Annotated in this window: 26 protein-coding genes; 20 read left to right on the plus strand and 6 right to left on the minus strand. The window is 37.6% G+C overall.

Annotated features, from left to right (window positions below; all coding sequences use genetic code 11):
* The first annotated feature begins 55 nt into the window (after positions 1-55).
* The 5 genes from RGB74_RS05540 (at position 56) to RGB74_RS05560 (ending at position 6,155) form a co-directional block, all read left to right on the plus strand.
* On the plus strand, positions 56-1,198 hold the full coding sequence (locus RGB74_RS05540; protein ID WP_310762002.1) for a cysteine desulfurase family protein: 1,143 nt from the start codon (positions 56-58) through the stop codon (positions 1,196-1,198).
* Between the two features lie 5 nt (positions 1,199-1,203).
* Positions 1,204-2,415 (plus strand): tRNA uracil 4-sulfurtransferase ThiI, encoded by a 1,212-nt coding sequence (gene thiI / locus RGB74_RS05545; RefSeq protein ID WP_310762003.1) that lies wholly within the window; start codon positions 1,204-1,206, stop codon positions 2,413-2,415.
* A 132-nt stretch (positions 2,416-2,547) separates the two neighbouring features.
* Entirely contained in the window at positions 2,548-2,736 is a 189-nt protein-coding gene (locus RGB74_RS05550) for an alpha/beta-type small acid-soluble spore protein (RefSeq protein WP_310762004.1), read from the plus strand.
* A gap of 139 nt (positions 2,737-2,875) precedes the next feature.
* Entirely contained in the window at positions 2,876-4,453 is a 1,578-nt protein-coding gene (mbcS, locus tag RGB74_RS05555; RefSeq protein ID WP_310762005.1) for an acyl-CoA synthetase MbcS, read from the plus strand.
* A gap of 94 nt (positions 4,454-4,547) precedes the next feature.
* The gene (locus tag RGB74_RS05560) at positions 4,548-6,155 is read left to right on the plus strand and encodes an amidohydrolase (RefSeq protein ID WP_310762006.1); all 1,608 of its coding nucleotides are present in this window, start codon (positions 4,548-4,550) and stop codon (positions 6,153-6,155) included.
* Positions 6,156-6,830: 675 nt separating this feature from the next.
* Here RGB74_RS05560 and RGB74_RS05565 read toward each other — a convergent pair.
* Positions 6,831-7,634 (minus strand): NAD kinase, encoded by an 804-nt coding sequence (locus RGB74_RS05565; protein ID WP_310762007.1) that lies wholly within the window; start codon positions 7,632-7,634, stop codon positions 6,831-6,833.
* Positions 7,635-7,767: 133 nt separating this feature from the next.
* On the opposite strand from RGB74_RS05565, the gene RGB74_RS05570 reads away from it, so the two are divergent.
* From RGB74_RS05570 to RGB74_RS05600, 7 genes are all read left to right on the plus strand, one after another.
* Positions 7,768-8,439, plus strand: a complete 672-nt coding sequence (locus tag RGB74_RS05570) for a DUF2953 domain-containing protein (protein ID WP_310762008.1) — start codon at positions 7,768-7,770, stop codon at positions 8,437-8,439.
* Between the two features lie 3 nt (positions 8,440-8,442).
* Positions 8,443-8,913 (plus strand): GerW family sporulation protein, encoded by a 471-nt coding sequence (ytfJ, locus tag RGB74_RS05575; RefSeq protein ID WP_310762009.1) that lies wholly within the window; start codon positions 8,443-8,445, stop codon positions 8,911-8,913.
* Between the two features lie 85 nt (positions 8,914-8,998).
* Positions 8,999-9,499 carry a thiol peroxidase gene (gene tpx / locus RGB74_RS05580; protein ID WP_310762800.1) on the plus strand — a complete coding sequence of 167 codons (501 nt, stop codon included), beginning with the start codon at positions 8,999-9,001 and terminating at the stop codon, positions 9,497-9,499.
* A gap of 266 nt (positions 9,500-9,765) precedes the next feature.
* Positions 9,766-10,764, plus strand: a complete 999-nt coding sequence (locus tag RGB74_RS05585; protein WP_310762010.1) for a class I SAM-dependent methyltransferase — start codon at positions 9,766-9,768, stop codon at positions 10,762-10,764.
* 207 nt (positions 10,765-10,971) lie between these two features.
* A complete protein-coding gene (locus RGB74_RS05590) occupies positions 10,972-12,159 on the plus strand; it encodes an acetate kinase (RefSeq protein ID WP_310762011.1) in 1,188 nt (395 codons plus the stop codon).
* Between the two features lie 144 nt (positions 12,160-12,303).
* The gene (locus RGB74_RS05595) at positions 12,304-13,140 is read left to right on the plus strand and encodes an EcsC family protein (RefSeq protein ID WP_310762012.1); all 837 of its coding nucleotides are present in this window, start codon (positions 12,304-12,306) and stop codon (positions 13,138-13,140) included.
* A 10-nt stretch (positions 13,141-13,150) separates the two neighbouring features.
* On the plus strand, positions 13,151-13,657 hold the full coding sequence (locus RGB74_RS05600; RefSeq protein WP_310762013.1) for a MogA/MoaB family molybdenum cofactor biosynthesis protein: 507 nt from the start codon (positions 13,151-13,153) through the stop codon (positions 13,655-13,657).
* A 46-nt stretch (positions 13,658-13,703) separates the two neighbouring features.
* On the opposite strand, the gene RGB74_RS05605 is transcribed toward RGB74_RS05600, so the two are convergent.
* Complete coding sequence (locus RGB74_RS05605) at positions 13,704-14,018, minus strand: hypothetical protein (protein ID WP_310762014.1); 315 nt, start codon at positions 14,016-14,018, stop codon at positions 13,704-13,706.
* 211 nt (positions 14,019-14,229) lie between these two features.
* Between RGB74_RS05605 and RGB74_RS05610 the strand changes: the two genes are divergently transcribed.
* From RGB74_RS05610 to RGB74_RS05640, 7 genes are all read left to right on the plus strand, one after another.
* On the plus strand, positions 14,230-15,432 hold the full coding sequence (locus RGB74_RS05610; protein ID WP_310762015.1) for an argininosuccinate synthase: 1,203 nt from the start codon (positions 14,230-14,232) through the stop codon (positions 15,430-15,432).
* Positions 15,429-16,835, plus strand: a complete 1,407-nt coding sequence (gene argH, locus RGB74_RS05615; RefSeq protein WP_310762016.1) for an argininosuccinate lyase — start codon at positions 15,429-15,431, stop codon at positions 16,833-16,835. The genes RGB74_RS05610 and argH overlap by 4 nt, the downstream gene beginning before the upstream one ends.
* A gap of 40 nt (positions 16,836-16,875) precedes the next feature.
* Positions 16,876-17,037: a hypothetical protein gene (locus RGB74_RS05620; RefSeq protein WP_310762017.1), complete on the plus strand. Its 162-nt coding sequence runs from the start codon at positions 16,876-16,878 to the stop codon at positions 17,035-17,037.
* 268 nt (positions 17,038-17,305) lie between these two features.
* Positions 17,306-18,430, plus strand: coding sequence for an alanine dehydrogenase (gene ald, locus RGB74_RS05625; RefSeq protein ID WP_310762018.1), 1,125 nt, complete (start codon positions 17,306-17,308; stop codon positions 18,428-18,430).
* Between the two features lie 172 nt (positions 18,431-18,602).
* On the plus strand, positions 18,603-19,283 hold the full coding sequence (locus tag RGB74_RS05630; protein WP_310762019.1) for a metal-dependent hydrolase: 681 nt from the start codon (positions 18,603-18,605) through the stop codon (positions 19,281-19,283).
* Positions 19,284-19,341: 58 nt separating this feature from the next.
* The gene (locus RGB74_RS05635) at positions 19,342-19,584 is read left to right on the plus strand and encodes a hypothetical protein (RefSeq protein ID WP_310762020.1); all 243 of its coding nucleotides are present in this window, start codon (positions 19,342-19,344) and stop codon (positions 19,582-19,584) included.
* Between the two features lie 79 nt (positions 19,585-19,663).
* Positions 19,664-20,983: a DRTGG domain-containing protein gene (locus RGB74_RS05640; RefSeq protein WP_310762801.1), complete on the plus strand. Its 1,320-nt coding sequence runs from the start codon at positions 19,664-19,666 to the stop codon at positions 20,981-20,983.
* A gap of 32 nt (positions 20,984-21,015) precedes the next feature.
* Here RGB74_RS05640 and RGB74_RS05645 read toward each other — a convergent pair whose 3' ends face one another.
* The gene (locus tag RGB74_RS05645) at positions 21,016-21,339 is read right to left on the minus strand and encodes a YtpI family protein (protein ID WP_310762021.1); all 324 of its coding nucleotides are present in this window, start codon (positions 21,337-21,339) and stop codon (positions 21,016-21,018) included.
* Positions 21,340-21,410: 71 nt separating this feature from the next.
* Between RGB74_RS05645 and RGB74_RS05650 the strand changes: the two genes are divergently transcribed.
* Positions 21,411-22,358, plus strand: coding sequence for a DHH family phosphoesterase (locus RGB74_RS05650; protein ID WP_310762022.1), 948 nt, complete (start codon positions 21,411-21,413; stop codon positions 22,356-22,358).
* A gap of 33 nt (positions 22,359-22,391) precedes the next feature.
* Here the strand turns inward: RGB74_RS05650 and RGB74_RS05655 are convergent, their stop codons facing one another.
* From RGB74_RS05655 to RGB74_RS05665, 3 genes are all read right to left on the minus strand, one after another.
* Entirely contained in the window at positions 22,392-22,577 is a 186-nt protein-coding gene (locus tag RGB74_RS05655; protein ID WP_310762023.1) for a YtzJ family protein, read from the minus strand.
* A 115-nt stretch (positions 22,578-22,692) separates the two neighbouring features.
* On the minus strand, positions 22,693-23,196 hold the full coding sequence (gene ytrI / locus RGB74_RS05660) for a sporulation membrane protein YtrI (protein WP_310762024.1): 504 nt from the start codon (positions 23,194-23,196) through the stop codon (positions 22,693-22,695).
* Positions 23,196-23,528, minus strand: coding sequence for a YtrH family sporulation protein (locus tag RGB74_RS05665; protein WP_310762025.1), 333 nt, complete (start codon positions 23,526-23,528; stop codon positions 23,196-23,198). The genes ytrI and RGB74_RS05665 overlap by 1 nt, the downstream gene beginning before the upstream one ends.
* Positions 23,529-23,707: the final 179 nt, after the last annotated feature.

Raw genomic sequence — 23,707 nt, forward strand, 5'->3', positions numbered from 1 at the left:
TATTATAATGAAATGTGTAATTTGGAACGTTTTGTTTAATTGGAGGATTCAGTTGATGATTTATCTTGATAATAGTGCAACGACTAAGCCTTATAAAGAAGTGCTTGATACCTTTGTTACCGTTTCTGAAAAATATTTTGCCAATCCGTCATCTCTTCATTCAAAGGGAGGAGAGTCAGAGAATTTACTAGGACAAGCAAGGAAATCTATTGCACAGCTCCTAAATGTAACTCCATCTGAGATCGTATTTACTTCCGGAGGGACAGAAGGAAATAACATAGCCATTAAGGGAATCGCATTTCAACATCAAAACAGAGGTAAACATCTCATCACGACAGGAGTCGAGCATGCTTCATCTTATGAATCCTTTCAATTTTTAGAGAGTCAAGGTTTTGAAGTAACGTATTTGCCGGTTGATAAAAACGGCAGAGTTTCAATAGAGGACTTAAAAAAGGCATTACGCACAGATACGATTTTGGTATCGATGCTGCATGTAAATAATGAGACGGGAACATTGCAGCCTATTAAAGAGATAGGGGAAGTTTTAAAAAATCACCCTAAAGTTTTTTTTCATGTGGATAACGTCCAAGGAATTGGAAAAGTGCATCTGCCAATAAAAGAATACGGAATCGATCTTTGTACGATTTCTGCTCATAAGATACATGGTTTAAAAGGGACGGGAGTTTTATACGTAAAGAACGGTGTGACACTATCTGCATTATTTACAGGCGGTGAACAAGAATACCGTAAAAGAGCAGGTACAGAAAACGTAGCAGGAATTGTTGCTATGGCTAAAGCATTAAGAATCATGCTTCAAGAAATGAGTTCCAAAAAAGAGCAATTGCTTTCGATTAAGAACACGCTAATAACTGGCTTACAATCAATTGAAGACGTCGAAATCAATACACCTCTGAAAGAATCTGCACCCCATATTATTAATTTTTCAGTAAAAAATGTGAAGCCTGAAGTATTGATTCATGTTCTTGATGAGAAAGACATCTATGTATCAACAAGGTCAGCATGTTCGTCTAAACAAGGCGGCGCGAGCAGAATCCTGCTGCAGATGGGTCTTGGAGAAAAACGTGCTTCCACTGCGCTGCGATTAAGTACATCTTATGACAATACAAAAGAAGAGATTGAGCACGTCTTGCAAGTCTTAAGAAATGAAATATCAAATTTAAAAAAGGTAATGAGGTAATAAATATGCTGTATGATCATTTAGTTGTTCGTTATGGAGAATTATCATTAAAAGGTAAGAATAGAAGACATTTTGAGAATCAGCTGTATGAAACTGTTAAACGAAAGCTTCGCATATTTGATAACTTGAAGATTTCAAAGTTATTTGATCGCATCGTTATAGAGTTGAATGGTCAACCCCATGAACCTGTAGTAACAGCGTTGCAGGAAATATTTGGTATTCACTCTATTAGTCCAGCGCTTCGTACAGAAAATGATTTAGATGAAATTAATAAAACAGCTTTGATTGCCTTGAAGGATGCGATGACAAATAACGGAACATTTAAAGTTACGGGTAAACGTTCATTAAAGACGTTTCCTGTAAATTCTATGGAGCTGAATCGTGAAGTTGGAGGATATCTTTTACGGAATACTGAGAATATTACAGTAGATGTGCATAATCCAGACGTTGAAGTAAAAGTTGAAGTGAAAGATACGGGAACATATATCAGCTGCCAAACGTTTAAGGGCGCAGGCGGTTTGCCGATTGGTGTAGGCGGGAAGGCTATGTTAATGCTTTCGGGCGGAATTGACAGCCCTGTTGCCGGTTATTTAACGATGAAACGCGGTGTTCGAATAGAGGGTGTTCATTTCCATAGTCCTCCATTTACTAGTGAACGTGCAAAACAAAAAGTTGTGGACTTAACACAGGAGCTTACTCGATTTAGCGGTGGGAAAATAAAACTGCATGTCGTACCGTTTACAGCTATTCAACAAATCATTAAAGATAAAATACCTGCCAGCTACAGCATGACAATAATGAGACGTGTGATGCTTAAGATTACTGAAAAGTTAGCAGAAAAGAACAATGCTTTAGCTATTGCAAATGGTGAGAACCTTGGTCAGGTTGCCAGTCAGACGATGCACAGCATGTATGCCATAAATGAAGTGACAAACTTGCCGATTCTTAGACCTGTAATAACGATGGATAAATTAGAAATTATGGATATATCCCAAAAAATTGGGACTTATGAAATATCTATACGGCCGTATGAGGATTGCTGCACGATATTCTTGCCATCAGCACCAAAGACAAAGCCGAAGCGAGAAAAGGCGATTAGGTTTGAAGAAAATATTGAAAACTTAGAAGAGCTGATTGAAGAAGCGGTTCAAGGAGTAGAAACCATTATCCTTGAAGAGGGCAGATCAACAGAAACGACTTTTGAGGAATTATTATAAAACCCGCAGATTTGCGGGTTTTTTCTTTGTTATTTTTAAAGTGTTTTGTTAAATGGCAGTACTCACAACAATTTCCAAGAATTGAAATGACCAAATCGTCACACATTATTAGTACAAAGGAGGTGAAACAAAATGGCAAACCAAAACAACCAATTAGTAGTACCAGGTGCTCAACAAGCTGTTGACCAAATGAAATACGAAATCGCTTCTGAATTCGGTGTAAACCTTGGACCAGATTCAACTTCTCGTGCTAACGGATCTGTAGGTGGAGAAATCACTAAGCGTCTAGTTGCTCAAGCTCTAGGTGGATACAAAAAATAAATAAAACATGGCTAACGGAGCGGGTAATCCCCGCTCCTTTTTATTTTGCATTCGAATGACTAAATTTTTAAAAAATTCTAAAATATATTATAATGAATACATAGTTAACTTGAAAATAAGGGAAGGGTGTCTAACTAAGATGAATCTAATTGCTCCAGATATCTACAACTTAACTTCAGAAATAGAGACGTATGCAAAAATCCCTGATAAAAAAGCATTAATTTGGATGAACGAAACCCATGGAACTAAAACCATTACGTATAAAGAATTAATGGAAAGAACGAACCAAATCGGCAATGCTTTAGATGGATTAGGGTTAACAAAAGGTGATCGTGTCCTCATCATCATGCCGCGTCTCATTGAGACTTATGCAGTGTACTTAGCATGTTTAAAAGCGGGAATAGCAGTCATTCCATGCTCAGAGATGCTGCGAGCAAAAGATTTAAGCTATCGTGTTCAACATAGCGAAGCAAAGGCGATCATTGCCGATTTTCAATTTACAGACCAAGTAAACGAGATCAAAGATGATTTACCAACGTTAAATTATAAGATAAGTGCTAATGGAGAAACAAAAAATTGGCTAAGCCTCAAAGAATTAACGAATAATGTAAGCGTTTCTTTTAGCGGTGCCGAAACAAAGAAAGATGATATGGCATTCTTGTCCTACACATCAGGAACAACTGGGCAGCCAAAAGGAGTCGTTCATACGCATGGTTGGGCTTATGCTCATATTCGCACAGCTTCAAAGAATTGGTTAAATATATCTGAAGATGATATTGTTTGGGCGACTGCGGGTCCTGGCTGGCAAAAATGGATTTGGAGCCCGTTCCTATCTACATTAGGTACAGGAGCAACAGGTTTCGTCTACCAAGGGAAATTTGATCCCCAAAAATATTTAGGGCTTTTAGAAGACCAAAAAATATCTGTTTTATGCTGTACACCAACAGAGTACAGACTAATGGCAAAGGTTGATCATCTAGATCAATACGAATTGACTCATTTAAGAAGTGCCGTTTCAGCAGGCGAGCCATTAAATAGAGAAGTCATTGATACGTTCGAGAAATATTTTCATGTTAAAGTCCGCGATGGTTATGGACAAACAGAAAATACTCTTTTAGTAGGAACCATGGAAGGCATGAAGGTTAAGCCTGGTTCAATGGGAAAACCTACACCAGGAAATGATGTGGAAGTCGTCAATGAGTTTGGTCAGCCTGTAAAAGTGGGAGAAGTTGGAGATATTGCTGTTCACAAAAGTTCTCCAGCGCTATTTAAAGAGTATTACAAAGACCAAGATCGAACATTAATGGCTTTTAGAGGAGATTATTATATAACGGGTGATAAAGCAAAAAAAGATGAAGACGGTTATTTCTGGTTTGAAGGCAGAGGAGATGACATCATCATTAGTTCAGGGTATACAATCGGTCCATTTGAAGTCGAAGATGCACTTATTAAACACCCCGCTGTTAAAGAATGTGCGGTTGTAGCGAGCCCCGATGAGATTCGCGGGCATATCGTAAAAGCTTTTGTAGTATTACGTGACAACACTAAAGGCGATCAAGAATCGCTGACTTCTGAACTGCAAGAACATGTAAAAAAACTGACGGCACCATACAAATATCCACGCAAAATTGAATATGTAGAAGATCTTCCAAAAACGACTTCAGGGAAGATTCGCCGAATCGAGCTTCGTCAGCTTGAAGCTTCGAAAACAAGATAAATAATTGAAAAGCAGGCTCAGGTCTGCTTTTTATTCTGCAAACCCTTATAATACGAAGAAAGTAGATTTTGTGCATAAAAAGGTGGTTAGAACAGTGGGAACTTTGTTTCGTAATGGAACTATCTACACGTTGGTTGAAGAAGAAAGCAATTGTAGTGCGGTATATGTTGATAATGGCAAAATCATGAAAACAGGAACAGAACATGAACTCACTGAACAATTTGGTGAATCAATTACTGATTCAGTAGATTTAGAAGGTGGGGTAATGTTCCCAGGTTTTGTGGACAGCCATTTGCACCTGATTGGTCATGGTGAAAAATTGATCAGATTAGATCTGTCTGAAATGACTTCCGCAGAAGAGATGGAATCAGCATTAAAAGAAAAAGCTAAAACATTAAAAAAAGAGGAATGGCTTTTAGGTGAAGGCTGGAATGAAAATAATTTTATAGATCGGAAAATTTTTCATAAATTAGAACTGGATCGAATTGCAGAAGGCAGACCCGTCTTATTATCAAGAGTGTGCAGACATGCATTTTTGGCGAGTTCTAAAGCACTTGAGTTAGCCGACATCACAAAAGAAACACCAGACCCTCCCGGAGGAATTATTAAAAGAGATGCAGAAGGTGAACCGACAGGACTGCTGCACGACAGTGCTGCTGATATCGTAAAAAAAGTGGTACCAGAAGTTTCACAAGAATATTTAAATCGAGCATTAGAAACTTCTGTAAAAAACCTTCTTTCTCTAGGGCTTACAGGAGGTCATTCAGAAGATTTGAGTTACTATGGCGGTGTCGAACGGCCATTAAAAGCTTTTAAAAATGTATTAGGTCATAAAAATAAATTTAAAGCCCATTTACTTGTACATCACGAAGCGTTAGACGATTTCTTGAAGATTGAGCAGCAATATCAAATGCCATTTGTCGAATATGGGGCAATGAAAATTTTTGCAGATGGTGCTTTTGGCGGCCGTACAGCGTGGGTGTCATTGCCTTATAATGATGCACCTGAAACATCGGGTGTATCTATTCACGAAGACGATGATTTATTGAACCTAGTAGAGAAAGCTAGAAGTCATAATAGAAATATTGCTGTACATACGATTGGGGACATGGCACTTATCCAAGTACTGAAAATAATAAAGAAAAGTCCTGCAAAATCTGGTAGAGACAGGATCATTCATGCTGGTTTGGTTTCAGAAGAGATTATTAAAGACTTAAAGGAGCTTCCAGTTATTTTAGATATTCAGCCAGGTTTTATAGGCTCTGATTTTCCTTGGCTGATTGAACGGCTTGGAACAGAGAGGATTCCATATGCTTATGCATTCAGAACTTTGCTGGATGAAAGTATAATCTGTGCTGGCGGGTCAGATGCTCCAATAGAACCAGTTGATCCTTTATTAGGCATCTATGCCGCTGTCGCAAGAAGAAAGCCGGATGAATCTCACGAAGGTTATGTACCTGAACAGAAAATCACGCGATATGAAGCAATCGGTCTTTACACATTTGGGAGTGCTGCAGCAATCGGACAAGAGAATGTAAGAGGCTACATTAAAGAAGGTTATACGGCTGACTTTACAGTGTTTGACCGAGATCTATTTAAAGTACCAATCGATGAAATAATTGAAGCTAATGTTCTCTATACTATTGTAAATGGAGAAATTGCCTTTCAGCAAACCAATAATAGCTTGACGCAAAAATCATAATAAAAATATGTATAATGATGACCCAATTGGTGTGTAAGATACCTATTGGGTCATTTTTTGTACCATCGCGTAAATAGAAGAGCAATATGAGAAATACGAGCGCCATACGAAAAATATGAGCGCTATCCAAGAAATACACACTGCAATATGAAAAAAAAGCATGCCAAACCAAAAAAGTGCTGACAATAACGAGTCAGCACTTTTTTTTATACATTTTTTTTGCATGCGAAGAGGAAGGACAGATTCGATGTTGTTTTGCTCCCAATCATAGGAGCACACATGCTTCCTCGAATAAATTTCGAGAAGTCCTTCATTGAAAAGTTAATTGGAGCGTAAGGGCGAGACTCCTCGAAAATGAAAATCATATTTTCTTCGTGCGATGTAATGCGGCCGTTGCTTTCCTTGTCCTGTGGGATATGCGGGACAGGTGAGACACTTCATGGCACGCAGTGCAAAGGTGGCTCACCGCACGCCCCACGGAAAGGGAGCAACTGCAGAGAAATTAACCCCATTCAAAAGCTTCAAAGTATGCGAACACAGCATTCTTATTTTACAGATTTCAAATTCTAATCTTCATCTATCTTCCACCGAGACTAACCGCACGCCCTCGGAAAGCAGCACGTGTGGGCGGAAATTAACCACACCTAAGAGTAACAAAAGTTACGAAGGCAGCCCTTACAAAAAGCTTCTTTTCACTTTATGCCAGAAGGAATTATCTTTTAGTTTTACGGTTTTAATCCGTTTTTCAGTAATTTCAAAACTCATGTTTTCACAATGTTTGATACTCATTGCTTCATTATCCATCCCTATGATCGGATAGGTTTGGCTGTTTTCTTGTTTAATTTTAAATGTCATCTTACGGTTGTCGCTGAGTATAAATGAGGATCCAAGCGTACGGTACTGATTGTTATTGAGGGAAGCAAGTTCGCTGATCTGGTAACAAGCAAGCATTGGATCGACGATAGCTCCATTTACGGACTTATTATAAGCGCTGCTTCCTGTAGGGGTAGAGATGATCATGCCATCTCCTCGGAACGTCTCAAAATAAAAATCATCGATAAATACATCGATCTGGAGTGTTGTTATTACTGAGGATCTTATAGAGCATTCGTTTAAACAATAAAAAGATCCTTGTCCATCAATGTTTACGGAAAGTGCAGGGTATTTTCGAACTTCAATCTGTTCATTTTTCATCGCTTCTATCATTCCAGCATGATCATCTATATGAAAATCACAATAGAATCCTACGTCGTCAGAAGCATTTACGCCAAGATATAAACAATCGTCACGGAATCCGGTTTTGCGTACTGCTTGTAGAAAAGATCCGTCTCCGCCGATACTCGTGATAATATTTGCCTGTTTAGGATCATCAACAATGCTAAAACCAGACTGTGTGGCAAGCTGTTTTAGTTTCTCTGTTTTCTCGTGGATAGCATCGTCCTTTTTGTAAAAGAAAAATATATGGTTGCGTTCTGGCATTAAAAAATACCTCCTATTGATCTACATCTTTTATTCTGTTCTTTTTGCCTTCTATGAATTCTAACGTATACGGTTTCACGTTTAGATTATATGCTTTGTGCCAATAATGAACGAATAGAAGGGAAGAACGAGCATGGAATGGATTTTGTTTTTTGTCGCTGTATTGCTATTATTCACTATTCTCTTAATGCTTTCTACGTTACATATTGAACTGCAATTTGTCCATCGAAATGATAATAGTGATGTTCAGATTACATTAAGAATGTACCGTTTTTTGAGGTATACGTTAAAGATTCCACTCATACAATTTGACGCAAAGGATCATGCAGTAAAAATAAAAGAAGAAAAAAAAGCAAGTTTAGGAACTGAGAAAAAGAAGAAGAAAAGAATCACGTTTCGTCAGTTCAAAAATCAATATAAATCATTTAGAGGCATGCTGATACATGTACAAAATTTTTATCATATCATCCGCCATTTTCTTAGCAAAATGAAAGTTGAAAATATTGCCTGGCACAGTGCGGTCGGTTTAGGTGAAGCATCAGCTTCTGCCATTGCTGCGGGCAGTCTCTGGGGCATTAAGGGAGTTGTTCTTCAGCTGATCAATACGTTTTTTATTTTAAAAGGAAATCCTTCTGTTTCTGTAGTTCCTGTTTTTCAAGGTATGCATAGTGAAACCCGGTTTTCTTGTATGGTATCTTTTAAAATCGGGCATGCTATTGTCGTTATGTTAAAAATAATGAAAGCTTGGCGTGGAACCAAGAATCCATCACGTGCAAATAACGAATATATGACTGGAGGCATGTAAAAAATGAATGAACATCCAATCCAGGGTTTAATGAAAACCGCTATGGAAAATTTGAAAGAAATGATCGATGTAAATACGATAATTGGTGACCCGGTAGAAACTCCTGATGGAAGCGTGATTTTGACGGTTTCAAAAGTTGGTTTCGGATTTGCTGCTGGCGGCAGCGATTTTGGTAATCAGGATCAATCACAATCCCAGCAACAATCTCAAGGAAACCAAGGATCAGGTGAGTCTAAAAATTCACCATTTGGCGGAGGGAGCGGAGGAGGAGTTTCGATTACTCCTATCGCATTTTTGGTTGTTAGCAATACAGGAATCAAAACCATTCATTTGGATAACAGTACACATCTATATGAGCGTATATTGGATCTTGCTCCAGGTGTAATTGATAAGTTGCAGCATTTAATGAACAAAAATAAACAAAATGGTTCAGCAAATACTCATCAGCCAAATACACATTCAACAGATTTTTAAAGCTAACTCTTACGTTAGCTTTTTTTTCTGTGATGTTTTAAGATGGTAGGGTAAGTACATAATTTTTACCTTAGGAGGAGTATAAATCATGAGCGTAACATTTAAAGAAAAACCAGTTACATTGCTTGGAAATCAAATAAAAGTTGGAGACCAAGCTCCAGATTTTAAAGTACTGGCAAACGATATGTCAGAAGTTACTTTGGCAGATACAAAAGGCAGTGTTAGATTAATCGCTGCTGTTCCTTCTGTAGATACAGGAGTATGTGATGCTGAAGTTCGCCGTTTTAATGAAGAAGCAGCAAAACTTGATAACGTTAAGGTATTAACGATTTCTGTTGATTTGCCATTTGCACAAAAAAGATGGTGTGGTGCAGCAGGTGTGGAAAATGTGCAAACACTTTCTGATCACAAAGAACTTTCTTTCGGTAAAGCATATGGTGTTGCGATTGAGGAGCTTCGCCTTTTAGCTCGTTCCGTTTTTGTAATCGATAGCTCAGATAAAATAACATATGTAGAATATGTTGATGAAGTAACGAGCCACCCGAATTATGAAGCTGCAATCGAAGCTGCTAAAGCTGCAAAGTAAAAAAACAATCATCTCCGGTAGCAATCGTTTACCGGGGATTTTTTATGTAAAGCTCTTTTCACAGGATACCAGGACCATGCAGAGCAGTACGAGCGACTAGGCTTGGCTTTTCGCCCTCAGAAAGGGTGGTTTTCCTGACTTCTGTTAGAAAACCAATACCGATTGTTATTTGAGCTTTTTTATAAAGGAATAATTGACTAAATCATTGTGTATACCCCAATTGATTTGTTAAAATGTTTCCTGTGTAAATGTAGGAGGAAGCGAATATGAGCTCTTTTAATGAAGTAGAAAAACTTTTTGTAACGATGGATAATTCTACAATGGCAATTAAAGAAAAACTTGATTTGCCTTATTTAGATGCTCTTGTTGAGACTGGCGAGAATTTGTTTTTTCAAGAGATTCCAAAAGAATATGATAAAGAATTAATAAATGTGCTGACAAAAGAGTATAAAAAAATCAACTTAGCAGAGTTTGGAAAAGAAGAGCTTAGAAAAGCTTTTCAGCTTACAGTATTAAAAGGGATGCAGGAAGCTCTCCAGCCCCACCATGCCATGACTCCAGATGCAGTTGGTCTTTTTGTTGGATATCTCGTACAAAAATTCACAAAAAACAATGAACGAATCACATTATTAGATCCGGTTGTAGGTTCAGGTAATTTATTAACAGCAGTACTTAACCAGTTAAAGCAAGAAGAGTATGAGGCATTTGCTGTTGAGGTAGATGAAACCTTACTGCGGCTTTCTTGGGTGAATGCAAACATTCAAAAACATAAAGTAGAGCTCTTTCATCAAGATGTGATCAAACCTCTTTATGTTGAACCAGTAGATCTCGTCCTTGCTGACCTGCCAGTTGGATATTATCCAGATGATGAAGGGGCAAAAGAGTTCAAGGTGTTCCAAAAAGAAGGGCACACATATGCTCATCATTTGATAATGGAACAATCCGTTCATTATTTAAAGGAAGCGGGAATCGGTATATTTATCGTTCCAAACGGCGTGTTTGAAAGTGACCAATCACAATTATTGCAGGCTTGGATGAAAGAGAGTGTTAACATTTTAGGTTTATTGCAGCTGCCGGAAAATTTGTTTAAGTCAAAAACACATGCCAAAAGTATCCTGATCCTTCAAAAGCAAGGAGTAGATGTGAGAAAGCCGAAGCAGGCGATGCTTGCCGAACTTCCGTCATTTTCGAACAAAACGGGATTAGCAAATGTTATGGGACAAATAAATGAGTGGTTTAAAACAGAATGGGAACGTGAAAAATAACAGCGTGGGATAAAAACCTATGCTGTTTTTTTATGTCTTTGGAAACGGATTCAAGTCTGAATTGCATGAATATGAGATGTAAGCGTTTTACAGCCTTGATAATAACGTTGGGCAATGTTTAAATAAGGAAGGATTATAGTAACATGTGAGATAGAAGTGTGCTGTTAGCGCTCTTTTTTTTCATTGAATATGAAGGAGATGGCTATTTTGGCTAAAATTATTGCAATTAATGCCGGGAGCTCGTCCTTAAAGTTTCAACTTCTTCAAATGCCAGAAGAAGAAGTATTAACCAAAGGGCTTGTTGAACGTATTGGATTAAATGATTCTGTTTTCACGATTGAAGTGAATGGCGAAAAAATTAAAGAAATAAAAGATATTCAAGATCATTCAGAAGCAGTCTCTATGCTTTTAGATAAATTGATTAAACATCAAGTTATTTCTTCGCTTGATGAAATTGAAGGAATCGGACACCGTGTAGTTCATGGCGGAGAAAAGTTCAACGATTCTGTATTGATAACAGATGAGATTTTAAAAGAAATTGAAGAAATTTCTTATCTTGCACCCCTTCACAATCCAGCAAACGTTGTTGGAATTAAGGCTTTCAAAAATGTACTGCCGAATGTCCCAGCTGTTGCTGTGTTTGATACAGCATTCCATCAATCAATGCCTGAAAAATCATTCTTATACAGCTTGCCATATGAATATTATGAAGAATATGGAATCAGAAAATATGGATTCCATGGCACAAGCCATAAGTATGTGACTGAAAGAGCTTCAGAATTGTTAGGACGTCCAGTCGAGCAATTGCGTCTGCTTTCATGCCACCTAGGGAACGGTGCTAGTATTGCCGCAATCGAAGGTGGAAAATCGATTGATACATCAATGGGATTCACACCGCTTGCAGGTGTTACAATGGGAACACGCTCTGGTAATATCGACCCTGCTCTTATTCCGTACATTATGCAAAAAACAGGCCAAAGCGCAGAAGAAGTACTGAACGTACTTAATAATAAAAGCGGTATGCTAGGCGTTTCTGGTTTCTCATCAGATCTTCGTGATATTGAAAGTGAAGCGGAAAATGGAAATGAACGTGCTGAACTTGCATTAGAAGTATTTGCAAGCCGTATTCATAAATACATTGGTTCCTATGCAGCAAGAATGGCAGGAATCGATGCGATCATTTTCACAGCTGGTATTGGTGAGAACAGTACAGCAGTTCGCGAACGTGTACTCCGTGGACTTGAATTTATGGGAGTTTACTGGGATCCTGCTCTTAATCAGGTTCGCGGTAAAGAGGCCTTTATTAGCTATCCCCACTCTCCTGTAAAAGTAATTGTTATTCCGACAAATGAAGAAGTTATGATCGCAAGAGATACACTGCGACTTGCGATGTAATACAATTTAAACAAGCAATCTTTTTTCATGTTCCTAACATGAGAAATGGTTGCTTTTTCTTTTTGTTGAAGGAATAGCTCTGCGAATTTTTTACTTCAAGCTTCTTTTAAAGTAAACTATAAAAAAGATTATTGGAGGGATAGTATGCATTTCACCGATCGTGAAGAACAGATTTGGCAAGATATCCAGAATTGGGAGCAAGACTTTTTTACATATGAACCAACAGATTTTGGCCGTACATATGAAAAATGGGCTACAGGTCAGATGGATCTTTTATCTGAGAATATGCAAGGGAAAATCGGTGAATATGTTGATACGGTCTTATTTCATATACATGCTCTTATTCAAAATTCTCAATTTCAACTTGATATGAAGCAAAGACTTTTGTCTGAAGCAAGAGTATTTCGAGATGATATTTTTGAAATTATAGATTTGAAAAAATGTACGATCGATCAATTGTCTTATATGGCTGATCAGCAAATTGCTCGTAACCGTCTCTTATCTTTAACACAAGGAGGGCTGGCAGGAACAGGAGGGATATTGTTTTTAGGAACAGATTTTCCTGCGATGATCGCATTAGGAATTAGATCTGTCCAATCAATTGCTATGCATTATGGTTATGATATCCAAAGACCTTCTGAGATGATGCGTTCCTTAAAGGTGTATCATGCTGCAACGATGCCAAAGCGTTATCAGCTGGAAAAATGGGATGAATTAATGGAAGAAATCCGTGAAGAAGAAGATCCTATCTTTTATGCAGGCAATGATGTTGTCGCAGATATTTCCTGGATGTCACATCCGATTCAGCAGATTGTAAAAATGATGGCAATTTTACTATTAAGAAAAAAGCTTACGCAGGGGCTGCCTATTTTCGGAATGGCTGTTGGTGCAGTCATGAATTATCAACAATCAAGAAAAATCACAGAAATCGCTCATAAATTTTATCAAAAACGCTATCTTTTAGAAAAATATAATAGTTAGGAGCTTATATATGAGTGTTCAAGAACATAAAGCGAAAGCTCCAGAGTATGTAAGATGCATGGTTGTTACTGTAAGTGATACAAGAAATGAGGAAACAGATAAGAGCGGGAACATCATTAAATCGCTTCTTGAGATGCATAAACATACTGTGAATGAATACCGTATTATCCAGGACGACAAAGGATTGATACAAGAGGCAGCGATGTATGCCGCATCTAATACAGAAATTGATATTGTGATTGTTAATGGAGGAACAGGTATAGCTTCACGAGATGTGACAATAGAGGCAATACATCCTTTGTTTGAAAAAGAAATCACGGGTTTTGGAGAATTATTTCGTATGTTAAGCTACACAGAGGATATCGGATCTGGAGCTATGCTTAGCAGAGCAGTTGCAGGTACGATAAGAAAAACAGCTTTTTTTGCATTGCCTGGTTCATCAGGCGCCGTAAAACTAGGTATGGAAAAATTAATTTTGCCTGAAATTACGCATGTTGTTCAGCAGCTGCGGAAATAAGAAAGCTGGCCGCACTATTGCGAGCCAGCTTTTTTGCGAGTTTGTTTTACCCGTGTATTTTAGACGACACTTGCTGGTTCAGTCTGTACCAAAGCCATAAGTCATTGATTACAGAAGCAAGTGAAGATATTCTATGATTTAATTGGCATGAAACTTCAAAGTTTTCCTCTAAAGACAAGCGATCTTGCAGTTCATTAATCTCCTGCTCTATTTCACCGATTCGATCAGGTATTCTCCCTCTGATTTTTTCCCACTGTAAAAGTATAAAAGACTGTTCATTGCTTTTATATTCATCCCAGCTCTTATGTAAATGCGGGATTGAGATTCCGAGTCTTTCATCCCAAACAAAGTTCTCATGCATGGTGTATCACCTCTTTTTCTATTGTACAAAACATGAAGCAATCAGGCTAGTTGTTACGACTTTGTGATTTTTTATTCATTTTTAAGAATAACCTTGCATTTATTTCTCATTTTTTGTTATAGTATTTACTATCATAAATAGTATTTTTATAAATTGTTTTGCATAAAAATTAATACTTATTCAGTTTTACTATTCAGGAGGAGAGATATATATGAAGAAAAAAGTAGTATTGGCATATTCAGGCGGTTTAGATACATCGGTGGCGATTCCATGGCTCGCAGAAAAGGGTTATGACGTTATCGCTTTATGTTTGGACGTTGGAGAAGGAAAAGATCTTCCTTTTGTACAATCTAAAGCACTTTCAATCGGGGCATCAGAATCAATCGTATTAGATGTTCAAAAAGAATACGCAGATGATTATGCATTGGTAGCCTTGCAGTCACATGCTTTATATGAAGGGAAATACCCATTAATCTCTGCGCTAAGCAGACCGCTTATTGCGAAAAAATTAGTTGAAGTGGCAAGAAAATATAATGCTTCTGCTGTTGCACATGGCTGTACAGGAAAAGGAAATGACCAAGTTCGTTTTGAGGTTTCTATTGCTGCTCTTGCACCTGATTTGGAAGTATTGGCACCGGTTCGTGAGTGGAGCTGGTCTCGTGAAGAAGAAATCCAATATGCCAAACAGCATGATATTCCAGTGCCAATCAAGAAAGAAAGTCCTTTTTCTATTGATCAAAACTTATGGGGAAGAAGCAACGAATGCGGAATTCTAGAAGATCCTTGGGCAACTCCTCCAGAAGATGCATACGAAATGACAACACCATTAGAAAATACACCTGACAAACCAGAGTTTGTTGAGATTGGATTTGAAAAAGGAATACCCGTTTCATTAAATGGTGAGAAGCTTACTCTCGACAAACTTATCCATCAATTAAATGCAATCGGCGGAGTACATGGTGTGGGACGTATCGACCATGTAGAAAATCGTCTCGTTGGTATAAAATCGCGTGAAGTATACGAGTGCCCTGCTGCGACAACGTTAATTAAGGCACACAAAGAACTAGAAGACCTTACGCTAGTTAAAGAGGTTGCTCATTTCAAACCCATTATTGAGAAGAAAATGACGGAATTAATTTATGAAGGACTTTGGTTTTCGCCATTGACGGCTTCATTAAAAGCATTCTTGAATGAAACACAATCATTTGTAACGGGTACTGTTCGTGTGAAACTTTTTAAAGGACACGCGATTGTTGAAGGAAGAAAATCACCGTTCTCATTATATGATGAAAAATTAGCAACTTATACTTCTGAAGATATGTTTGATCACGGTGCGGCTAAAGGGTTTATCTCACTTTGGGGACTTCCTACAAAAGTTAGCAGCATGGTTCAAAAAAATGAGGTGAAAGTGTGAAAAAATTATGGGGAGGCCGTTTCTCCAAACAGCCAGAAGAATGGGTAGATGAATTTGGAGCTTCGATTTCTTTTGATCAGCAATTAGCCAGTCAGGATCTGACAGGCAGTTTGGCACATGCTAAGATGCTTTTTGAATGCGGAATTATTGAAAAAGAGGCATATGAAAATATAAAGCAAGGCTTATTGAGTCTAAAAAAAGAGGAAGAAAAAGGTGATCTTCAATATGCTGTTCAATATGAAGATATTCATCTTAATCTAGAAAAGCTCTTAACTGACAAAATAGGAGCGGATGGAGGCAAACTGCATACGGCTAGAAGCCGTAATGATCAAGTTGCAACAGATCTTCATCTCTTCGTCAAAGAAGAAACGGTATTGATCATGGATCATATCGATGAACTGCAAAAAGCTTTATTGAATCTTGCAGGGGAGCATGTTGAAACAATAATCCCTGGCTATACTCATTTACAGCGTGCACAGCCTGTATCATTTGCACATCACTTGCTTGCTTATTTTTGGATGCTTGAACGAGATAAAGAAAGACTCCAAGACAGCTTAAAAAGAACGGATATTATGCCGCTCGGAGCAGGGGCGCTTGCGGGAACAACTTTTCCAATTGATCGTAACATTACAATGAATGAACTCGGATTTACGAAAAAATATTTAAATAGTTTAGACGCTGTAAGTGACAGAGATTTTGCGATCGAATCATGCAGTAATGCTTCCCTGATCATGATGCATTTATCACGTTTTTGTGAGGAGCTTATTATTTGGTCTTCTGAGGAGTTTGGCTTTATTGAGATCAGTGACAGTTTTACTACGGGAAGCAGTATGATGCCTCAAAAGAAAAATCCGGATATGGCAGAATTGATTCGAGGAAAGAGCGGGAGAGTTTACGGCTCACTTGTATCATTGCTGACTTTGATGAAAGGTTTGCCGCTTGCTTATAACAAAGATATGCAAGAAGACAAAGAGCCGGTTTTCGATACGATAAAAACAGTTAAAGGCTGTCTAAGTATCATGACTGGAATGATCAGTGAACTTAAAGTCAATGAAGAACGAATGAATAAGGCTGTTCATCAGGACTTTTCTAATGCTACAGAACTTGCTGATTATTTAGCCAAGAAAGGTATTCCATTCCGTGAAGCTCATGAATTAGTTGGAAAGATGGTTCTTTTATGTATTCAAAAAGAATGTTATTTATTGGATGTCAGTCTGGATGAATATAAAGAGTGGTGTCCGCTTGTTGAAGAAGATATCTTTGAGGTTCTATCACCAAAACATGCGGTAGAAAGAAGAAACTCTGAAGGCGGTACTGGTTTCCAGGCGGTTCGTCAACAGCTCGAAGCCGCAACATCTTCTTATCGCTGCCAAAAATTAGACGAGATAACTTTTCCTTCTTAACAGAAACTAATAAATAGTTTTAGCATAAGGAGGAATAGACATGGATAAAAATAAGCCACAAGATCAGCAAGCTCAATTCGACTCAGAAGGTGAGCTTACTGTTCATCAGCAAATTACTGAAGCTTACCAGAGCGGTGTTGTTGATAAGCTCGACCAAGGCCAGGAGCGCACTAAAGTAGATGATGAAGAAAGTTTAAATTAAATGGAGACTCAAAAGGTTTGATGAAACATTCCTTTTGGGTCTTTTTTTTGTACATTTAGTTTTCCAAAAGCATACGGATAATTTTGACGGATCGTTTTTATTTATGGTGTATGGGACTAATGGAAAAGGGGAATCTTAAGTGCTGATTTACATCGCAGCAATTTAAAATTATGAGGCATCTCTGTCTTTTTATTTTACTTTTTTGATGGTATGGTAACTATTAATAAGATGTAAATAATTCCAAATACATATCAGGGAGGGAAACAAAATGAAAATAGGCGTTCCGACAGAAATTAAAAATAATGAAAACCGTGTTGCGATGACTCCTGCAGGTGTATTAAACCTTGTCGCATCTGGTCATGAAGTATTTATCCAAAAAGGTGCAGGTGAAGGATCTGGATTTATAGATGAAGAATACGAAAATGCAGGTGGTGTAATAGTAGAAACGCCTGCACAGGCATGGTCAATGGATATGGTAATGAAAGTTAAAGAGCCGCTGCCAGAGGAATATTGTTTTTTTCATGAAGGATTAATTCTGTTTACGTATTTACATTTGGCACCCGAACCTGAACTTACAAAAGCTTTGACAGAAAATAAAGTAATCGGTATTGCATATGAAACCGTACAATTGCCGAATAATTCTTTACCGCTGTTAACTCCGATGAGTGAGGTAGCTGGAAGAATGGCCGCTCAAATTGGAGCTCAGTTTCTGGAAAAACCAAAAGGCGGAATGGGTATTCTATTAAGCGGTATTCCAGGAGTGAGAAGAGGGAAGGTAACAATTATTGGCGGAGGTGTAGTTGGTACAAATGCAGCCAAAATTGCGATGGGTCTCGGAGCTGATGTCACGATAATTGACTTGAACCCTGAGCGTCTCCGTCAACTGGATGATATTTATGGAAATGAGATAAACACTTTGATTTCAAATCCGTTAAACATTGCTAATGCAGTAGCAGAATCTGCATTAGTTATTGGAGCGGTGCTTATCCCGGGTGCAAGAGCACCAAAGCTTGTTACCGAAGAAATGATTAAAGAAATGCAGCCTGGTTCGGTAATCGTAGATGTAGCGATCGACCAAGGCGGAATTTTCGAAACCGTTGATAAAATCACGACACACGACAATCCAACGTATGAAAAGCATGGTGTTCTTCATTATGCAGTAGCGAATATGCCAGGAGCAGTTCCTCGAACATCCACGATAGGGCTGACAAATGTAACGGTTCCTTATGCACTCCAGATTGCAAATAAAGGTTATGTAAGAGCTTGTCTGGATAATGAGGCTTTATTAAAAGGGATAAATACATTAGATGGATTTGTAACGTATAAAGCAGTAGCTGAAGCACATCAGCTTGACTATAAGGAAGCGGGTTCCATCTTGACTCAAATCCAATAATTCAAAATTTATGGTTGTTTTCTTAAACTTTGTTTTCAACGAAAAGCCTTCAAAACAGCCAATTGTAAAAAAGTCCATAAATCGGACTTTTTTTGTTTTGAATAAAGGGTATAGAAATAAAGACGGCTAATATATAAAGTAGCTCATGAAAGAACGAAGGGAGAGTCTTTTTGTGAAAATTACTTATCACGGACATTCAGTACTTGAAATTCAAAACGGGGAATATTCAATATGGATTGACCCTTTTATTAATGGAAATGGCCAATGTAAAATCAGCGCCGATAATGTAAGGGCAGATGTAATCCTTCTAACACATGGGCATAACGACCATGTGGGAGATACAGTAGAAATTGCTAAAAAGAACAATAGCTTAATCGTAGCACCATTTGAACTTGCCAATTATATAGGGACAAAAGGTGTAGAAGTTCACCCAATGCACATTGGAGGTAGCCGAGAATTTTCATGGGGGAAAGTGAAATTCACACAAGCATTTCATGGATCAAGTTTTGAAGAAGAAGATGGAACAAATGTTTATACGGGAATGCCAGCAGGAATTTTATTTACCGCTGATGATAAAACAATTTACCATGCAGGGGATACTGCATTGTTTTCAGACATGAAATTAATTGGAGAATTTGGAAAACCTGACGTTGCCTTTTTACCTATTGGGGACAATTTTACGATGGGACCAGAAGATGCACTGATCGCCGCAAAGTGGATTGGAGCACCAATTACTGTCCCAATTCATTTCAATACATTTCCAGTCATTGAACAAGATCCTGAAGAATCTTTTGTATCAAAACTAGGGAATAAAGGAAAATTGCTTCAAAGTGGTGAAACCTTAAGTATATAAATGATTCTAACCTCTCTTTCCATGCATACGAATGGTATTAAGGGAGGTTGTTTTTTTTATGAACCAAGAAAAAATTGTAAAGTTCCTCTTATTGATTGTTTTATTCTACTCTGCAATTCCTGTTTTGTCATTTCGTGGTCCGCTCTTGCATACGGTATTCTCCATTACATGGACTGCGTTTGCCTGTATTTTATTGTTTGGAATTATGATTAAAAAAGAGCCAGTGAGAATGGTATCGGTCAAGAAGAAAAGATCTCAAATCCTTCAGCATTCGGAAAAAAGAACGCACATGGAAAGTTGAGTTTCTGTTCCAATGACTGTATAATCTGTATTAGTCAAATAACTGAAACAGATAGATACAGGTAAAAGGAACGGTGAGCATATTGCTAACAAAGCATGAACAAATTTTGCAGCATATTTTAGGACTTGATGTAGGGTCGAAAATTTCAGTCCGACAAGTCGCGAAAGATTTAAATGTTAGTGAAGGAACCGCTTATCGAGCGATAAAAGAAGCGGAAAATCAAGGAATTGTAAGTACGATTGAACGAGTAGGTACGATTCGCATTGAAAGACAAGCCAAGAGCAATATTGAAAAACTCACTTTTGCCGAAGTCGTCAATATTGTTGAAGGACAAGTGCTGGGAGGACGAGCTGGACTCCACAAAACATTGCATAAATTTGTAATTGGTGCGATGAAACTAGAGGCGATGATGCGTTATGTGGATGCAGGGAGTTTATTGATCGTTGGTAACAGAGTAAATGCACATGAACTAGGATTAAAAGCGGGAAGTGCAATCTTAATAACAGGTGGTTTCGATACTGAAGAAGAAGTAAAAAGATTGGCTGATGAATTACAGCTTCCTGTAATTTCTACTAGTTACGATACGTTTACCGTTGCAACTATGATCAATAAAGCCATACATGATCGGTTAATTAAAAAAGAGATTGTTCTTGCTTCTGATATATTGATTCCAATTGAAGATACACACTATTTATTTCAGACGGATGAAGTGAAAAGATGGCATGTATTAAATCAGGAGACAAATCATAGCCGTTATCCAGTTGTAGATCAAACGAATCGAGTAACGGGTATCGTTACCTCAAAGGATATCATAGGGATCGAAGAAACCACCCAAGTAGAAAAAGTAATGACTCGTTCACCTTTAACCGTAACGGAAAAAACGTCAGTGGCCGCTTGTGCCCATATGATGATTTGGGAAGGCATCGAGCTGCTGCCGGTTACAGGAGCTTCACATAAATTAATCGGAATTTTAACAAGACAAGATGTGTTGAAAGCGATGCAGATGATGCAAAAGCAGCCGCAAGTTGGTGCAACAATTGATGATTTGATCTCTACTGAGCTGAAGGAGCATAAGTACGATAGCCAAATTTTATTTTCATGCCTGATTACACCTCAAATGACAAATCATCTTGGAACGGTTTCATATGGAGTATTGATGACTCTAGTAACAGAAGTTGCAAGGAAGACTTTGCGCAGAATTAAAAAAGGGGATCTTGTAGTTGAAAACGTAACCTTTTATTATATTAAACCGGTTCAGATCGAGAGTGAGATTGAATTTATTCCAAGAGTATTAGAAGTGAGCAGGAAATTTGGAAAGGTTGAAGTAGAAATTTTTCATGAAGGGAAAATTGTTGGAAAGGCAATGATGATGGCTCAGCTGATCGATCATCGATCATAATCGTGCAAAAAAAGTCCCTCTAGAGGGACTTTTTATCCATTCATTTTTTGTTTTTGTGATTCATTTTTTGCAAGTGTTAAATAATGCTTGTACATTTTCCAGCCGAAAAATAATTGAACCGCTCCATAAACTAAGAACACAATAGCGATCCAAAGCTGTAATTTTCCTTCGACAGACGTTAGTTCATTGAGTCCGAATGAAGCTACAAAAGTTCCTAAAGCCATCTTTGCTTTTGAACCTGTCCAGCGTTTATAAAAAAGTTCTTTTGATCGAACTTCACGAACCTTATAAAACACATAAAGAGCAAAAGAAAGTATAATAAGAATAATAAAAATCGGCATTAATGATTCCCCCATGAATTTACTCCATTATATTGTAAACGTTTAAAAACAGAATTGCCACAACGAGGTCTAAAAAGGAGTCTGATATGAAAGAAGAAATTTTGAGTAAAATTCAACAATATGATCGTATTATTATTCATCGGCATGTTAGACCGGATCCGGATGCTCTTGGTTCACAGGGTGGTTTAGCGAATATTTTAAAAGCTAGTTTTCCAAAAAAGGAAATCTATGCGGTAGGGGAAGAGGATCCAGGTCTTATTTTTTTAAACAGGATGGACGTAATTGAAGACCAACTATATAAAGGTGCATTAGTTATTATTTGTGACACAGCTAACTCACCTCGAATCAGTGATTCCCGCTATTCATTAGGCGATATGACAATAAAGATCGATCATCATCCCAATGAAGATCCGTATGGTGACTTAATTTGGGTTGATACATCTGCAAGCTCTGTAAGCGAAATGATCATGGAATTTTACCTTTTTGGTAAAGCGAGAGGATTACAATTAAATGATCAGGCAGCAAGACTTTTGTATGCAGGAATAATAGGAGATACAGGACGATTTCTCTATCCGTCTACTAGTGAGAAAACACATAGATATGCAGCTAAGCTTTTAGAAACGGGCTTTACTCCTTCTGAAATACATGAAAATTTATATAAAACACCTGAAAAACTCGTCAGATTAAATGGTTATGTACTGCAGCACTTTTCTATTTTAGACGGGCGTGTAGGATACATTCATCTCAACAGACAAACGTTGGATGATTTTGATGTCAACGCCAGTGAAGCTTCTTTACTCGTAAATTCCTTTTCACAGGTAGAAGGATTGTTAGCCTGGGTCTTCTTCGTGGATGAGCCTGATCAAATCCGAGTACGGCTGCGTTCTAAAGGACCGTTTGTAAATAAAATTGCTGCTCAGTTTAATGGAGGAGGGCATCCAAGGGCTTCGGGTGCCACCGTATATACGAAAGAAGAAACGCTTGCTGTATTAAATGCTTTGAGAGAAGCATGTGCAGTATTTAGTGCAAAATAAAAAAGGCCTCTACGGGGGGCCTTTTTACTTTAATTAACTGCTTTTTTCTGGGATGAACCAAGAACCGACATCTGTAACATCTTCATGAACTTTTAAGTTGAGTTTTAAAAGTTCTTTTTTAATTAATTCAGCTACTTCTTTCGTTTCTGCGAACGCAGAGAAACCATTTTGAATTTCTTTTACCTTTTCACGGGCAAGTTCTTTTCGATTTATAATCATGCAGATTTCCCCCCAGTATTCACTCTCTATATACGTATTTTATACAATATACAGTGAGAATGCTATTGAACTGCTTAAAGATTAATAAAAACGTAATATTTCGAACATTATTCACCTATTCCAAAGAACGTACAGTTACATACATTCTTAATATTCCGGTATATAAATAGAGATGATCGATTTTCACTGTATATTTTTGTTCGTCAAGCGTGTAATCTTTGCTTTCAATAGCTTGTACTAGTAAAGCATGGCTTCTTGCAATTATTTCTGTATCTTCTCCTATCAAATGTTCCAAATCATCTTCAATTAATTTAACAAGCTGAACTTTAATTAAGCTGGATAATTTTTGAGAAGGATCAGAAAATTGTACATTGATTTCGTGCAACTTAAATTTTTTCGCTAGTTCTTCGTTTGCTCTCTTATCATCGGAAGTAAGAATCTCATTTTTTTTCTTATAATCTTCTATAATGATTTTTTGATTTTTTATAATATTTATTAAACGCTCGTGAGCAAGGCCAAATTGCAATAAGAAAAAAGCCCAGCCAATGATGCAGCCGATCGCAATACCTGCGAAAAAGCGCTGGTAACCTTTTCTCAAATATAGCGGTGGGATTCTCATTAGTTTAAATTCTCCTGAGTAAGCCAATGAATTAATAGCATAGCGGTATTTGCACCAGCCATCGCTACGAAGATGTAAGTTAGTTGTTTAAATATTTCAATCGTAGCACCATTTACGAAACTTCTTTCAAAGTTATTGATTGTATCAAACGTACCGCCAATTGCAGCAACAATAGCCCATATCTTTAGTTTTTTGGCAAGATCCATCATTTCGAGAATGGGAGCTTTACCTACTAAAAATGCAGCGAGCCCACCGATAAGTGCACCGCCTAAAATAACTCCAAACGCAATGGCAAAATCTAAAATAATGTTTCCAAAGAAATCGCGTACCATGCGAATCCTCCTCTCGTACTCAATGTATGGACAAATTTTCAAAGTATGCTTGTTTTATCAATATGTAAACCGTAATTTTAAAACATTTTATTAGAAGAAATTGTTACAATGGCTAAAAGCTTAGATTCTTTTAAACGATTAGATGGTTGTACTATAATAAAGTTGCAAATAGGCGGGAA

Origin of the sequence: Bacillus sp. NEB1478, assembly GCF_031582965.1 — a bacterium.
Lineage (GTDB): Bacteria > Bacillota > Bacilli > Bacillales > Fictibacillaceae > Fictibacillus.